This is a genomic window from Actibacterium naphthalenivorans (assembly GCF_014196965.1).
Lineage (GTDB): Bacteria > Pseudomonadota > Alphaproteobacteria > Rhodobacterales > Rhodobacteraceae > Actibacterium_A > Actibacterium_A naphthalenivorans.
This window is the reverse complement of sequence record NZ_JACIEQ010000003.1, coordinates 57,977-73,123: the sequence shown is the minus strand read 5'-3', so window position 1 is coordinate 73,123 and position 15,147 is coordinate 57,977. Positions and strand designations below refer to the sequence as shown.

Annotated in this window: 14 protein-coding genes, 1 tRNA gene and 1 pseudogene; 12 read left to right on the top strand and 4 right to left on the bottom strand. The window is 52.6% G+C overall.

Annotated features, from left to right (window positions below; genetic code table 11):
- Positions 1-792 precede the first annotated feature (792 nt).
- Entirely contained in the window at positions 793-2,610 is a 1,818-nt protein-coding gene (locus GGR17_RS11635) for a hypothetical protein (protein WP_157445600.1), read from the bottom strand.
- Between the two features lie 219 nt (positions 2,611-2,829).
- On the opposite strand from GGR17_RS11635, the gene GGR17_RS11630 reads away from it, so the two are divergent.
- Both GGR17_RS11630 and GGR17_RS11625 read left to right on the top strand, forming a co-directional pair.
- A complete protein-coding gene (locus GGR17_RS11630; protein WP_054539728.1) occupies positions 2,830-3,027 on the top strand; it encodes a hypothetical protein in 198 nt (65 codons plus the stop codon).
- Between the two features lie 922 nt (positions 3,028-3,949).
- Positions 3,950-4,972: a hypothetical protein gene (locus GGR17_RS11625; protein ID WP_054539726.1), complete on the top strand. Its 1,023-nt coding sequence runs from the start codon at positions 3,950-3,952 to the stop codon at positions 4,970-4,972.
- Here the strand turns inward: GGR17_RS11625 and GGR17_RS11620 are convergent.
- Positions 4,969-5,559: a hypothetical protein gene (locus GGR17_RS11620; protein WP_157445599.1), complete on the bottom strand. Its 591-nt coding sequence runs from the start codon at positions 5,557-5,559 to the stop codon at positions 4,969-4,971. The two genes, GGR17_RS11625 and GGR17_RS11620, sit on opposite strands and share 4 nt — an antisense overlap.
- A 442-nt stretch (positions 5,560-6,001) precedes the next feature.
- Between GGR17_RS11620 and GGR17_RS11615 the strand changes: the two genes are divergently transcribed.
- A complete protein-coding gene (locus tag GGR17_RS11615; protein WP_054539724.1) occupies positions 6,002-6,619 on the top strand; it encodes a recombinase family protein in 618 nt (205 codons plus the stop codon).
- A 74-nt stretch (positions 6,620-6,693) separates the two neighbouring features.
- Positions 6,694-7,170 carry a hypothetical protein gene (locus GGR17_RS11610; RefSeq protein ID WP_054539723.1) on the top strand — a complete coding sequence of 159 codons (477 nt, stop codon included), beginning with the start codon at positions 6,694-6,696 and terminating at the stop codon, positions 7,168-7,170.
- Between the two features lie 7 nt (positions 7,171-7,177).
- Here the strand turns inward: GGR17_RS11610 and GGR17_RS11605 are convergent, their stop codons facing one another.
- Positions 7,178-9,025, bottom strand: a complete 1,848-nt coding sequence (locus GGR17_RS11605) for a helix-turn-helix domain-containing protein (protein WP_157445598.1) — start codon at positions 9,023-9,025, stop codon at positions 7,178-7,180.
- Between the two features lie 204 nt (positions 9,026-9,229).
- Here GGR17_RS11605 and GGR17_RS11600 point away from each other — a divergent pair, with 204 nt between their 5' ends.
- The 7 genes and pseudogenes from GGR17_RS11600 to GGR17_RS20630 all read left to right on the top strand — a co-directional run.
- Positions 9,230-9,670 (top strand): hypothetical protein, encoded by a 441-nt coding sequence (locus tag GGR17_RS11600; protein WP_054540461.1) that lies wholly within the window; start codon positions 9,230-9,232, stop codon positions 9,668-9,670.
- 96 nt (positions 9,671-9,766) lie between these two features.
- On the top strand, positions 9,767-10,102 hold the full coding sequence (locus GGR17_RS11595) for a hypothetical protein (protein ID WP_054539722.1): 336 nt from the start codon (positions 9,767-9,769) through the stop codon (positions 10,100-10,102).
- 85 nt (positions 10,103-10,187) lie between these two features.
- On the top strand, positions 10,188-10,481 hold the full coding sequence (locus GGR17_RS11590; protein WP_157445597.1) for a hypothetical protein: 294 nt from the start codon (positions 10,188-10,190) through the stop codon (positions 10,479-10,481).
- A gap of 202 nt (positions 10,482-10,683) precedes the next feature.
- The gene (locus GGR17_RS11585; protein ID WP_054539720.1) at positions 10,684-12,291 is read left to right on the top strand and encodes a type IV secretory system conjugative DNA transfer family protein; all 1,608 of its coding nucleotides are present in this window, start codon (positions 10,684-10,686) and stop codon (positions 12,289-12,291) included.
- Positions 12,292-12,306: 15 nt separating this feature from the next.
- On the top strand, positions 12,307-12,645 hold the full coding sequence (locus GGR17_RS11580) for a hypothetical protein (protein WP_054539719.1): 339 nt from the start codon (positions 12,307-12,309) through the stop codon (positions 12,643-12,645).
- A gap of 261 nt (positions 12,646-12,906) precedes the next feature.
- Complete coding sequence (locus GGR17_RS11575; RefSeq protein ID WP_157445596.1) at positions 12,907-13,236, top strand: hypothetical protein; 330 nt, start codon at positions 12,907-12,909, stop codon at positions 13,234-13,236.
- Positions 13,237-13,262: 26 nt separating this feature from the next.
- Positions 13,263-14,207: pseudogene (locus tag GGR17_RS20630) on the top strand (recombinase family protein); the annotation flags it as partial.
- Between the two features lie 589 nt (positions 14,208-14,796).
- Here GGR17_RS20630 and GGR17_RS11565 read toward each other — a convergent pair.
- Positions 14,797-14,871: transfer RNA gene (locus GGR17_RS11565), tRNA-Thr, on the bottom strand.
- A gap of 132 nt (positions 14,872-15,003) precedes the next feature.
- On the opposite strand from GGR17_RS11565, the gene GGR17_RS11560 reads away from it, so the two are divergent.
- Positions 15,004-15,144, top strand: coding sequence for a hypothetical protein (locus GGR17_RS11560; protein WP_173585966.1), 141 nt, complete (start codon positions 15,004-15,006; stop codon positions 15,142-15,144).
- The last annotated feature ends 3 nt before the right edge of the window (positions 15,145-15,147 follow it).

The following is a 15,147-nucleotide window of genomic DNA, read 5'->3' as shown; positions in this document are numbered from 1 at the left end:
GCATGCCGATGACTTATCCACAGGACCACATGACAAGATTCGGTGTCCAGCGTCACGCTGGCGCGGCTCCAACCTGCGCAAGGTTGGTCGTGGGTATCGGGTTGAGAAAGACCTGATCGGCATCCAAACCGCGCAGGGTTGGTCTCGATGAAATCGTCTCCATGAAATGGTCAGGGGTCTTGGGGGCAGGAACGCCCGCCAAGTCGTTGGGTGCAGGGAGAGCGAAATCTCCCGTGAGTGGGTTTCAAGGGGGTGCGATAGCCTCCTGATCCATGGTTCGGTGCAGGTGGAGAGGGACGTCTCCAAGCCCTGCGAGTGTTTGACCGGCGATACGGTCTGCTGGCTCTGGAATGGGTTCAACACCCTGGAAGAGCCAAGGCCGGAGGGATGCAACGGGAGCGCGCAGCGGGCTCCCTTGCCAAGATTGCGGTGTAGTACACCGCACATCTTGCGGGTGAGAGATATCGACTTGGCTCAGTATCGCAATGACGCTGCATAACTGGTAGCTGAAAGATCGGTCGCAGCGATGTTCACACTCGACTTTGCCAGTTGAACACCCTTACCTAGACTTCATTTGGAACGGAATTCCAACATTGGTGATAGGCGGTGTGGAATTTCATTTATGTCATTGTTGTATTCAGTGTTGAGACTGATCGAATCCCCATCTCCATCCAGCAGAAATCCTAGCACTGGACACTTGGAAATATCAACAGCGCGAATCGGCTAGCTGCTATTTGAATCCGGTTTCATGTGTTCAACCTGCGGCAAATACCTTGGGCTTGCAGCGCTGCATTAGGTGCCGCATATTTCATATACAGGCTGCGTGCTCGTGAGACGCCAGGCTCGCGAATTATTGTCAATGCGTCCGTCAATGGTAGAACGATGAGACTCTTCTTCTCCCGTCAGAGTGATGAGCAAAGCCTTTGCGTTATCATTCGGCAAGTAAAGTGATGTCTGTCCAAATGGACTTGAAAAAAAGGCAATTGCTCGTTGAGGTTTGTGAGCTTGCGTTCTGTTAGATCGCTCTATCAATCCAAAACTGGTAAGTGTGAGTACCGAGCAGCCGGGGTCGTCACTCAAAGAGCATGCGTATCTTGCGGACCACCTATTGACGAGTTGCGGACCATCCATAAGGAGAACGAAAACCAAATTGGGACCGATGCTCCTAAGTACTTCATGACATGGGTCGCTTCGTGCCAAATCTTCACAAATCATTGATGTAAAGGTGGAGTTCTTCCGAAAGGGAAAGAAGTGCATTTCCCGCTGGCCAATGTTGTGAGTTTCCCACCAGTTTACTCGAGGGTCTAGGGACGAAGTGATCGCATAATCAGATAGTTGGCTAGGGGTTAGCATCCACCTATGGTGCTTCTTTCTGCTGCTCAAGATGGCTCTTCGATCAGCTTCCCGCCTCTTTGGTTTTGACTGCGAGGCTTCAGAGTCACTAGAACTGGCTTCAACAAGCTCTTCGTCTGAATCAGACTCTAACTTGTGCCATACACAAGTTAAAACGTGATTTCCGTTAGACTCGCCCCTAGAATCACAGTTATTGCTGCTACCCGCAACGACAAATTCCAAGCATGGTTCAACTCGTTTGAGTTCTTCGCATAGCTTCAAGAAAATATCAAAGCTGAGAGAGTACTCTGGAAAAACCACACCATTTAAACTATCGACGTCCTTTTTTGCACTTCTGGCTAGCCCGGCGACAAGGTCAATTAATTTTTCTGGCTCGGTAAGCCATGTCTGAATTATCTTGAAGTTGGCCCAACCACCTCTCTTGCTGTCGTCGCCGCGATGCATGCTTTCCTTTGGGTCCTGGGCGCTTCTGAACGCTAGCGCGGGAATCTCAAAGGGATACGGGATAATTAAAATATCAATAGGTTTCTCTTTGTCATCGGCCAGCGGCTCCGAAGGAAGATGCCAATGACATCTAACATTGCCGGTTTTGGGCAGAAGTGCTACATTCCTAGAAAAGTTCCGATGTGAGCATCCAGCCGTTGAAACTCTAGTCTTAGGGAACACGTTAGCAAAACCGCCGTTGCAGTTGACTGAGAATGTAGGCGAGCTACCTGCTGAGACATCGAAACCTTCATCATCAAGTTGAGAGCTGCTCTGCTTTCTAGACAGTATTTTTTGATGATGCACGGCAGTCTTCCAGAGGCTTGGCTGCCCTTCGTTCGGCGAGCCCAATCCTTCACACGCTTCGTCCGCGATCACAAATAGTTCATAGCATGCACTCCACCATGTTGGTGGGGAGATGAATTTTGTGGTCGGTCGCATGGGGTGATTGCGGTAGGCCTCCAAGAAGGCTGCCCACTTCTTGGATATCTCACTTGGTATGGTCGTCTTTCCCTCGGAGTTCCACTTCTTGCCTAGGCGGCATAAACCTTCGCGGATGGTTGGTGACAACGTGAACCTCGGAAAACCATCCCTGATAGCATCTGAGTCCGGATCGGGGTCGAAATGGGCGTACGCTCCGGCTGCATCTAACAACGAGGCTGTTACCAAAAACAGATCAGTGGGATACCAAATTGAGAGTGAATCTTGCGTGGTGCTACTTTGGCTTTGCTGCAACAACAGCGATGCAACGTATGAACCTACCGTGTCTTGCATTAACTCTTCCTAAATCGCCGCGCTGATAATTACCCGCGTGGAATGGTTCGCATATCCATAGTTGACTCTCATGATCGAAGTGTGGCAGAATAGCAACATTATATTGCTAACGTATAGCTGGTGTGTTGGAGCCTCACGGTTGACAATACAGTTAGTTGAGCATAGGTCCTGCACACCGCGTCTCGTGGGAGCTGCAAGGTATCGCAAGCGAGTAGATAGATGACTGTATTAATTGATGTAGACTACAGGAAAAAGTTCGTTCAGGCGGCAGATCGTGCTGTTGAGCAGTTGATGGGCGTGAAAAACGAGTTGGACGCTCTAGAGAAAGAACAGGGTAGTCTTACGTCCTACCAGCAAGGCCTCCGCCGCGAGCTAGAGGCGGCAATCGCCCCGAGCGAAGAAGATTTTTCCCTCTGATACCAAGCCGCTGTTGGTCGCAATGCAGTTCTAACTAAAGCTCAGCCGCACTCGTACGGCCGCAAACTTAAAGCAGTCACGTTCCCTAGTGTGCCTCCGTTTCTGAAGTAAATGTTGTCAAATGGAACGGCATCAAACCGGTACAACCAATCCAAGCCGAGTAAGCGCCACAGCTTCCTTACCTGGCTCGCGATCAAAAAAATCTGTGCATGGAATCCCATGCCTCGGCGAGAATATGTGCCCCGCCGCTGATCCGAGCTATAATAGTCTGATGCCGCCGAAGAATACATCCCGCATCGAAATCACGAAGGAGCAAAGAGACCAACTCGCCTCCGAAAAGGTGCGAACCGGCCTGGGCGCAAGTGCGATTTTTCTTTATGCGAGATCAATTGACCTACTAAGCCCGCAATCCAAACTGAAATCACACATGATTGGAAACTGGATATCGGGGCACTCTACCACGGCACATGAAGATGGTCTAAGTGCCATTTTGGCCGCGTACACTGGCATAACGTACGAACCGATGATTTCCAAAGATGCCCACCCAAATCAATTGCTTCTCATAGATGACGATCTGCGCCACGAGATGCGGAGCATACTCTCAGCGCGCAGTAACTCGAGTCGGCGTTTGAGGTTGAACGACAGCGCAGCACCAACCGATTTGACGGAGTATAGGCTGAAGCAACTCGTGATGGGTCGTGACGACACCATTCGACTCTCACACCTCCGCTACATCAGAGAGCGAATGCGAAGCCTTACTATCCCCGACGGTTTGAGACAGCCCAGATAGATGGCATTTTAGATAAATGCAATGTTTTCCATAATAACCAAATTTTAATGATTATTACCGATAATATATTTCAAGCGCACCGAACGCACCCGATTAAAAGAGGTTTGCGGGGAAGTGTGGGGATATATTTTAATGCGTATTATCGGGGAAGAAAGCGGCCTCAAGTCGCAATTTCAAACGACACAATCGCTCGGCGAGTTCACGCACGAGGCGCAGGTACTGACATTTCCTGCTCGCGGTGGTGACGCACCTGCGAGCCAGCCAGCAACCCCGTATGCCAAGAACTCACAGGAAGGCGATCTTCGCGGAATTCAGGTTCTTATGGACATGGGCACGGCTGCCGAGGTGGGGGGAGGCCTGCGCGGCGTTGACGGGGTAACGGCGGTCAAGCAGAATCAAGAACGTGAAGAGAAGAAGCGTAAACGCGAACAGCAAGATCAAGAGCTTCGCGCACTCCTCGACCAAATCGGTGCTCTGGATGCCGAAATCGATGGCTTGCAGCGTCAGATTGATGCACTAAAAGACAAGATTGATCGCCTGAATGAAACCGCTCAGGCTCTCTTGGATGGCGATATCGATGTTGATGAAGCACTCGCCCGCCCTGAGGTTGCGGACGCTGTCCGTGAATGGGAAAAGCGTACAGGACGGAAGTTTGATAAGGACAGCGAGAACTCCCAGGATGTATTGGTTGCGATTTTGGGCAGTCAGGCCGATCGTTTTTCAAATGAAGTTGGAGCTCTCAAGGCGCAGAAAAGTATCCTTGAAGTTGAACGGGACGGTTTAGTTGATCGGGTTCGGGAGTGGGATGCTCGCGCGGCGGACGAGCTTGATACCGTCCGTACTGAAGTAAGAGCCGAGGCCGACGCGTCATATGCAAAGGCACAAGGAATTGGCGCACTTTCGGCGACGGCCGAATTTGTCGCAGATGCAAGCGATAGCCAAGATGATCTGAGTGATGCGCCGATTGATAGTGACGAAAGCATTTCGATGAACGCGGACGGCTTTGGCGCGTTTGATGGTCCGCCCAGTGAAAAGCTTGCATCAAATAGCGCGGTTTTTGGCAGTCAGTTCAAAACCGCGTCTGCCGAGACAGGCAGTCCGGTTGAGCAAGATAGAACCGTCGAAGTAAAACTCGATCTTACGGCGAAGGTCTAACCGCCTGGTGTGACGGTCGGCACCTGAAGCTGCGCTGCATTCACCAGTTTTTCGTTCCAGATCAACTCAAGCAATCCGGCAACTTCGGGCATTGCATCCAACGCCTCTTTCACATTTTTAACTTCCGTGCCGTTGTCTCCGCCGTGGATAAACTCACCAACATGAAATGTGATGCCTGTTGCGCGTGTGTCGTTCTGGCGCAAGAAATAGGCCGCATCCACGCCATATCGACTTTGGAACGCGTGTACCACCGCGCGCCCGAATTCATCCGGTGTTTTGAAGCGATCATTTGGAAGATCACCGCCAACATGGATCAGCACACCTACGCCGGGGTTGTTTTCGGCGTACTCACTTGCCGCTGTCGATGCGCAGTGAAGATCGGCGGTTTCCGGACGCCAGCCATCTTTCGCAAAATACTGGCGATCCGTTTCACACAGGATCGTATCGACCGTTTCCTGCGGCGCATCGGGAAGTGCGGCCATGGCCACGTCTTGCGCACTGGCGGTACTCGGTGCGAATGCGGCCGAGAGTGCAAGGCCTGCGCCCAGCACTTTTCCAGCTAATCCATTTGTCGCGGCTTTTGCCATTTGTGTCCTCGAATTCTTGTTCGTTTCGGACACACACCTCTGCAACATCTTGTTGATTTTGTGCGTTGCTATGCGAAATATAGGGAATATTTCAAGAATATGCAAGCATTGTGAAACAATATTACTTGTCAAGCTATAATCAGAGTGTTTTGGTCTATTATTTATAGCATAACGAAACGCACCGATCCGTTTTGACGGCTTCGCCAAGCCGCGACTCCAAAAAATCAGTGGAAAAACAGATGCCTGCCCCGATGCGTTCTTGGCATGAAGGGTCGGATTTGTTCCAATCAAAACCGAGGGTTAGTGACTATGATGGATACAGCACAGATTATGAAAATGGAAGAAGCGGAAACCGTTGGTTTCTGTGAATCCTTGATCGGCGGAGACGGAACTATGGCGCACAGGCAAAACCCCTCGGTTTTGCTAGTCGAAAGGTGACACGATGCTCCCTTGGCCCGATCCACCACAGCGAACATCCCCACATGGGCAACTGATCGGCTATGCGCGGGTGTCCACCGAGGACCAACGGCTAGACATGCAACTCGATGCGCTTGGCCGTGCGGGATGCGACAAAGTCTTCTATGACCACGGAATTTCAGGGGCAAGGGCCGAGCGTCCAGGGCTTGACGATGCTTTACGAGCCTTGGTCGAGGGTGACACGCTGGTGGTTTATCGTCTGGATCGGCTCGGGCGGTCGGTGTTGCATCTGGCCGATCTGATTACGCGGCTGGACAACGAAGGTGTGCAGTTCTCTTCCCTATGCGAGGGGATCAACACCGCGACATCCGGCGGGCGGCTGGTATTCCACCTGTTCGCTTCGGTTGCCGAGTTCGAGCGCGAGTTGGTGCGGGAGCGGACGCGCAACGGACTGCGGGCGGCAAAGGAACGCGGCGCGCCGATTGGCAGGCCGCGCCGACTGACCGACGAGAAGATGATCGAAGCCCATCGCCTCGTGCATCAGGAAGGCCAGACATACCAGCAAACGGCCAGCCGGTTCGACGTGTCCGAGAGTACATTGCAGCGCGGGTTTAGGCGGCTTGGGATGGATGCTGCGGCATAGGCAAGAATATGTGTAATGCCATGTTTCTATGAGCAAAATTTGCTTTCTTGCACCCTTTTAGGCTAAAATGAACAATGGGTTTGAAAGACACAATTGGAGCTTTGGCGAAACGGATCGAGCACTCGCAACAGGTCGGATCAGAGTTGGAGGCGGTGTTTGACGAGTTCCTTTCATCCTCATCAGGGCAAGGATATTCGTGGGACAGCCGATACGTACCCGTCCAGTTCGGTTCAACATTCGGGCGGATCGTATCCAAAGACTTACCTACGCAAGAAGATCGATGCACGTTTGATCTTCAGATTTCATCCCACGGAGAAATCACAAGTGACATTGGATCGTGGGCTGTCGAAGAAGGAACATGGGTCGAGCAATCGACAGAACATCTTGCAGTTGAATTTGAAACTCACGAAGAGCCCAGTGATATAGCGGCAAAATTGATCGCGAAGATTATCTCTTTGAACAGTCAAGAGCTGTCAATTGACCTGAGAAACCACATCGAAGCAAAGATGGCCGATGAGTTGTACCTGACTCCAAACCCGGAGCCTGTCTAAAAAGACTTTACATGGGCTCCGGCAACGTCATGCGTTGAAGTAGACCCTGTGATCCATCCACATAATAAATTTTGAAGTAAAGATCACGGCTATCTTTAGGCGGCGAATATTCGAATACAGGTGGCTGGTCGCCCGATAAGCTGTCAGCTTGTGCGACAGCCATCTGGCGTGGTGACATGTCAATTTTGATGATCTTTGAAAGATTATCGGGGCTGGAGCCAAAATGTATTTCAGATACTTTTGCCCAATCATAAATGTTTTGATACTCTGAGGGTGCAGAGCACGAATAATACCAAGATTTGGTGTCAAAAGGATCAACGAGTTTTCTGTCACATTCGAAAGTGTCGGGCTTCTCGGTTGCCGCGACAGCGCGCGCAATAATCTCGTCGGACGGAAATCGATACCGGTAAGGGCCGAAAATCGTGCTATCTTTGCCTACAAGAGTAATCTCGACAAAATCACGTGAGGGTTCGGGTATCGAAAAATACCTAAGGTCGCCTCTCAAATTTCCATTCCCGTCGGCGTCATAATAGATTGCGCTGAACTGATCTTCTAGTGCCAGGTCTCCCACTCGGCAACTACCTGCGCCAATATACATCCTAAATCGAATATCGGAGTTTGATGTGTATTTGCTAAACCAAGCGGTTGCATAGGGCGCATTTTCAACATTTGGCGGCAATGGAGTTAACTCAACCGCTTCCTCTCCATTATTCTTGATGTCAAAAGAAAGTGGAAGCGTTTTAAACGAGAACCTATAGGTGCCGCCCTGATTGGCGTGAAGTTCCGCATATATGGTTTGCAATGGGCCAGTTGGAAAAAGAGTTGCTGGTGTTGAAAGGCAATCGTTCAGCAGGCCAACATTGTCGCACGCTTCGAGATCTAGGTCGACTTCAGGCGTGTCGGGTGAGCGCCCAAGCGTGAGTTTTGACCAGTTTCCATTGCAAAAGCTGTAACGAGATATCTCGCACGATCCTGCTGCGCAGGTGATTGGGCCGCCTTGCTCGGAGCTGGAATTGGCGATGGCCGCAGTCGCGAGCGCCTGAACCTCGTCTGTGAAATCGAACGGACCGATGGGCCGCTCCCATGCATAGTGGTTCAGCCGTACTATGAACTGATCGTTTGGCAGTAGGTTTGCGACGTTTGAAGCTCGGGCGTATGTAATGCCGTCGCGGGAAACCTCGATTTGCGCTTCAGATGGCAATTCATCAATTTTGTTGAGCCAAACGGTAGCCCCTTCTTTGTTCCAAACAACGTCGAATTGTGGGTGAATGCCAGAATTCAGAATGCTTTCCTTTGCGGTCTCGTAGGCTTGTTGCTCTTTGGTAGGTTCGTCAGCTTTATCTGCCAGCAGTTCGGATTCTATCAATCGCCAGTGCGCGAGGTCGAGAAACCAAGGAATCGCTGGAGCAAGTATAATTGCGGCAAGCCCGAGGATCGCCCAGGAAGCTCGGAAATGGCGATCTTTGCGGGATGAACCGTCAAGACGTGAGATTTCACTCTGCCCGCTGTCCTCCGACGCATCCGGGAGAACCTCGGAAGCCTCGGCAACTTCGGAAGTCTCGGAACCTTCGCTGCTTTGCGCCCGCAGTGCCTCTTTGTGCGTGAGTCCGGTCTCGCGAAACTGCCGGTAGTGTTCCAGATACGCTTCCGGGCCATCGAGCGCTTTGAGAATCTTATTCTCTTGAAAAGGGTTTGGCGTCGCGATCTTGCCGGAGATGTACCGTCCTATCGACGTCCTCGAAACTTGAGACAAATTTGCCAGACGGGATGGGTTCAGATTTTCTTCGGCGAGGCGTTTTTTAAGATATTGCCCAAACACCGGTGCCTCGCCCCCGGCGGGCGGGGTCTCGGTCATCGGGGGCTCCGTCTGTTACCACATGCAACGACGTGGGACGGTCTGGAACGAACTGTTCGTTTCGCAACAGTCTGATAAATATAACAATTCAAGCAGTACCGCAAAGCTCTGCTGTCGTGTGTGCGCCCCGTCTGGTGACCTTCTGACGGAGCAGGATCGCGGCCAGCAAGCGGTGCCAGACCAATGCTACGGAAGGAGCACCACATGTCTACTGTCCTTTGCCCTGCTTGTACTTTGAACGGGTACTGCAAACGCCTCATGACCCATTTCGTGACCGATCAAATGCTGGAAAACTCCACCTACATCCGCGACCTAAGAAACTTCGCTTTTGGCCTCAACGTCAAGGACTCTGCATGGCATGAGCACCTTACGAACCTGTACCGGGACTATCGCGGTTGGATCGTCGGTTTTGACGGCGACGAAGTCCACTTGGACATGGAACAGTTCGAACGCCCCTTCATCCGCGAGTGGTTCCGTGACTTCTGTCACAAGCGTTGTCCCGATGATGTAACGCCTCGCCGTAGACCGGAGTCTCGGGAACGCGTGCGCATTCTGGCTACAATTCTGACTGCGAGATTTCCGTCCGAGGCTCTCCTTTGGGGAGTACGTGCCGCCAATGACGACGATCCCCCAAAGGTCGATTAACGGATACCACCCGTTTCTGGCGGTTCAATTGAACATACTCAAAGCACCGCCCGACTTGGTGTGATGCTTTTCTTTTCCATAATATGAGGTGTATCCATGATGGCTATGTCCTGGCTCAGCCTGCTTGCCTCCAGCGGGGGTTTTGCGGGGGGGAGTTATTTTCTCAAGCGCTATGCCGATCTCGGAATGCTGACCGACCTGGGATATGCGTTCGCGATCTTCGCGCTCAGCAATCTGATCTACGCGCAAGTCCTGTCCAAGGGTCTTGGGCAGGGCGCGGCGATGTCCAGCATGACTCATCTGATCCTTATGTCGGTGCTGGGTGTCACGGTGTTTGGTGAGCGGTTGAGCTATCATCAGGTAGCTGGCTTGATGTTCGCACTTTGCAGCATTTGGCTCTTCGCACAAAGCGCGCGAATGACGGCTGGTTGAGCTTAACCCCCGAGACTGGCCGGAGGCTGCGGTATCAAGGGAATCGAAGAGCAACGTCGTTCTTCCAGCCTTGGAGTTTCAAACAATGCTGAACAAAAATCACGCACAGGCAGGGCAGAATATTTTCATGTCTTCTGTCACCGGCCTTGCCAATCTGCTTGCCCTGATCGCCGCTTTCTTCGGAGGGCCAATACTCTGGAAGTACACCATCGTCTATGTGCGAACACTAACATTTCAAACCTATGGCGATGGGCTCATCGGATTGGCATCTGTTACCTGGTACGGCCTTAGCTTTTTGCTCGTTTTCTTCGTCGCGCGAGCATCAGTCGGCACAGCTTTGATCTTCGGTGGCTTGGCAATCATCACCCGCTTCATGTGAAGCACAACTAGGATAGGAGAAAATACAATGGCACGTGGAAGAATTCGTGGCGTAATCGTTGAAAAAGAGGAAAATCCTTGGCCCGCTGTGATCGCGGTGGCGATCATTCTGGTCATCATCGTCGCGGTCATCGGCTGAGCCGCGAAAACAAAAACTCAATCAAGGGGTCGCCAATCGGCGGCCCTTTTTCTTGGGAGAAGTCATGGTTTTCGACAATGAAACAAATCGGTTCGGGAGTGCCGCATGGGCAACCGGACAAGAAATTAAAAATGCGGGGCTTCTTGGCTCCGATGGCATGCAGATCGGCTATCTTGGCCAGACCCCCCTGATGCTGAATACTGACGCACCACGGCTCACGGTCGCGGGAGCCGGTTCCGGCAAAATGCGTGACATACTTTCAATGGCTGTCGCCCGTGCCGCCGGTGAGCGCAATTTCATCCTCGATCCGCGTGGCGAAATCGCTGCCGTGACCATGGTGAACTTTGCGATGGCTGGAAGCCATGTGTATTGCTGGAACCCGACTGGCTTGCACGACCTTCCGCAACATGCCATGCAGCCACTTGATATCCTCAGGCTAAACAGCCCGCATTTTCATGCCGACTGTAAGTTTATCCTTGAAAGCCTGATCCCGATCAGCGGTTCTTCTAGCGGGAAGTATTTTGAGCTTCGCGCCCGAGAATGGGGTGAAGCCTTTGTCAAGATGCTGGTTGAGCGTGATGGCGAAGTGTCCTTCCCCTCGCTTTATCGCACGATCAACGCCATTGAATCCAATAATGGCGAGTGGCCGGACATCCTCGAATGCATGCTCGGCTCAAGCATGGAGAGCGTGCGGCGCTCGGCGGGCGAAATGTTGGCCAAGCAACAAGACAGCGCGCGGGAGTTCGGCAGCATTGTGGGAGAGCTCTACGCTTACCTGAATTTCCTTGATGATCCGATGTTGCAGGCCGCGTTGGAAAGACCCAGAGCGTCCTTGTCCGCAACCTGCAACTCCTCACGGGCCGCCACCTGGTTCATCAATGTGCCAATCGAATATGTGTCGATCTGGGCTCCGGTGCTGCGTACCATGTTCACGGTGCAGATGCTCTACAAGTCGCGCGCGCCGTCTGCGCCGCCGGTCAACATGATTGTTGATGAGGCCGGTCAGCTTGGCAGCTTTGACGCTTTGTTGCGTGCCTTCACTTTCGGGCGTGGTGCAGGTGTGCGCGCCTGGGCATTGTTTCAAGATGCAGGCCAGATCACCCGTAACTTTGGTCCCACTGGCCTACAAGGGTTTATGGGCTCGGCTACGATGCGCCAGTTTTTTGGCGTGCGGGATTACGAGACAGCGCGGCTCGTTTCCGTGATGCTTGGTCAGCAAACCCTCGAATATGATGATGGTTTGCGTCAAGCCCAAGCCCGTCAGGCAAAACAGCAAGCGGCCATGAGCGTCCTTGGCGGCGGCGATCCAATTGCAGCGATGCAGAACATGAAACTCCAAGCCTTTGCTGAAACCCATCGGACAAAGCAGGCGCGGTCGCTTATGACGCCCGATGAGATTCTGGCGATGCCCGAAGATCGACAAATCCTGTTTGTTTCAGGCAAAAGCCTGAGCCCAATCCTTGGGCATAAATATGCATACTACTCGCGCCGGGAATTTGCAGCTCGTTTCCTGCCAAATCCATATCATCCGCCGCTTGATTGCGTTTCTATCCCCCGCCGATGGGGTCCGTCGCGGGCTAAAGTGGTCAAAGAGCCGGTGCCACGGAAATTTGCGGACTTTCCGCAATATGACTCGGGCACTTGGTCTTTCGTGAAGGGATATCAGCCATAAAGAAGGATGAGGAACATGAGTGACAAGGAAAACTCAAACAAGCCCGTTCAAACGCATCGATACGGTCCAATCGAGGTGGCGATCTGGCAGAAGGATACGGACGATGGGCCGGTTTTTAACACTGAGCGCACCCGTTCGTATCGAGACAAGGATGGAAGTTGGCAAAAGAGCCATTCGATTCCCGAAAAATATCTTCTGACCGCCGCACGCCTTGACCAGAAGGCTTTTGAGGCAATCCAACAGATACGCGATCAGGAGCGGGAAAAGAGGCTCGGCCGTTTGAGAGAGGACGATCAGTCTCGTCAGCCGCGCTCCCGTTTGCGGCGTCGTGAACGAGATGACCACGAACGTTAGGAGCGGGCAACGGGGTGCATGGCGACAGTCGCCCCTCCCGACACGACCACGGTTTTTGCGAAACGCCTGCAACCTATGGTATAATTAGAGGTAGGTGCTCAGGCGAAAGCCTCACTCAGCAAGCGTTAGACGCTGCAATGCACCATCCGTGAACTGCTGTAAGGCCGGTCGCGACAAAATCCAGATACGCAAGTGCCTCAACGCGCCGTTTCAGCATGGCCGCGAGAGGTCCATCTTGCCAGATGATAAGGATCATCAATCGTGAAAAATGGTGAAAACACAACCATTCCTGATCTGTCCGCCGCAATGGACAAAGCAGTCCATTGCGAGACCTTTGGAAACCTTGAAATCGACCTGGAGCATTATCAAGCATATCTCGACGATCCGTCGCTGACCCAGGCTCAAAAGGCTGAAATTGTTCGGGCTCTCTGGTCGATCATAACCGCCTTCGTCGAACTTGGCTTTGGCGTGCATCCTGTCCAACAAGCCTGTGGAAAACTTGGAACAGAGCTTGATCGTGGGGAAAAATCGGAGTCCACTGGACTGGTACAAGGTAAACAACAGAAAGACATAGACGCGCCTGCCATCTAGCGGCAAGGGCGGAAAAGAGAGGATTCATGGGTATCCCGCGAACAGAAACAAGAACGGCTTCCGCGCTCATCTACTGCCGCGTTTCAACGACGAAACAAAGGCTTACCGGATCAGGCTTGGACAGCCAGGAACATCGTTGTCGCCAATACGCTGAATCCAAAGGTTATGATGTCGAGATGGTTTTTCCAGACGATGCCTCGGGCGGCGGTGATTTTTTGAAGCGTCCTGGTATGTGTGGCATGCTGGCCTATCTCGATGCGCAGCCAAGTAAGGACTATATCGTTATTTTTGACGATCTCAAACGGTTTGCGCGGGATGTCGAATTTCACATCAAGCTTCGCCGTGAATTTGCCAACCGTGGAGCAAGAATCGAATGCCTCAATTTTTCTTTTGAAGATACGCCTGAAGGCAAATTCATAGAGACAATCATTGCCGCCCAAGGCGAGCTAGAGCGCGATCAGAACCGCCGCCAAGTAAAACAAAAAATGACTGCCCGTGTAGAGAAAGGATATTGGGTCTTTCACGCACCTGTCGGGTATAAATTCGCGACGGATCGTATCCATGGGAAGCTGTTGGTTCCTGACGAGCCGGTGGCGGATTGTCTATGCGAAGCCCTAAACGGATACGCAAACGGGCGTTTTCGTTCTCAGGCTGAAGTCCAGCGCTTCCTAGAGAGCAAACCGGAGTTCCCGAAGGACCAACCGAACGGGAAGATCAGAGCATGGAAGATCACCAAGATTTTGAAGAATCCGCTCTATGCGGGGTATGTGCAAGCCAAGACGTGGGGCGTGTCGCTGCGCCGTGGCCATCATGAGCCGCTAATCAGCTTTTCCACATATGAGCAAATCCAGAAGAACCTTGTCGAAGGCGCGCGGGGATCGGCACGGGCTGACTTCAGTGAAGATTTCCCTTTGCGCGGCTTTGTTGCTTGCGGCGAGTGCGGAAACAACATGACCGGCGCGTGGTCGAAGGGCAAATACAAGCACTATGCATACTACCGATGCGAAACGCGCGGCTGTTCGCAAAAAAGCAAGTCTGTTGCGCGGGCTAAGATGGAAGGCGGCTTCGAAGACATCTTGGCGCGCCTACAGCCCACCAAAAGGCTGGTCGATCTCGCGATCGCGATGTTCAAGGACGCTTGGAACAGCCGCCTTGAGTTGGCTCGGGCCGAGCGGGAAGAGTGGCGGCGTCAGGCAGACGCTGCTGACAAGAGTATTTTGGAACTCGTTGACCGCATGGTCGAGACCAAGAACCCGACTGTCATCAAAGCCATAGAAGCCAAGATCGAAAAGCTGGAACGGGAGAAGATCGCACTGGTCGAGAGGGCTGGTGAGCCACTGCCAAATGTGGCTGGGTTTGAAGACTGTATTGAACTCGCCCTCAAATTTCTCTCAAGGCCTTGGGATATATATAAAAATGGGAGCCATGCTATCCGTCAGACAGTTCTGAGGCTGGCTTTTTCTGAGCCCCTCACCTTCATGCCGGAAGGCGTGTATGGAACACCAAAAACCACCTTACCCTTCAAGGTGTTAGGCGATTTCGACAACCAAAAGTGCGAGATGGTGCCGCAGGGGAGGATTGAACTCCCGACCTCACCCTTACCAAGGGTGCGCTCTACCACTGAGCTACTGCGGCCCGAATGGGCGGCTGATTAGACGTAATCGCCGGGGGACGCAAGCGCTAACTGACCGGTTTTCCGGCGCGGCGTCGGCAGACGCGGTTGCCCTGTCTCTGGACCGTATCGCGCCTCTGCGATAGAGAATGGGCATGGAAAAGAAACCCCGCAATTCGAAACCCGCAAAAGCGCCGGAAAGCCGCGAAGAGCGGCTGAAACAGGCGCTGAAGGCGAACCTGGCCCGGCGCAAGGCGCAGGCGAAGGCGCGCAAATCGGGCGAAGAGCGGGAATAAGAG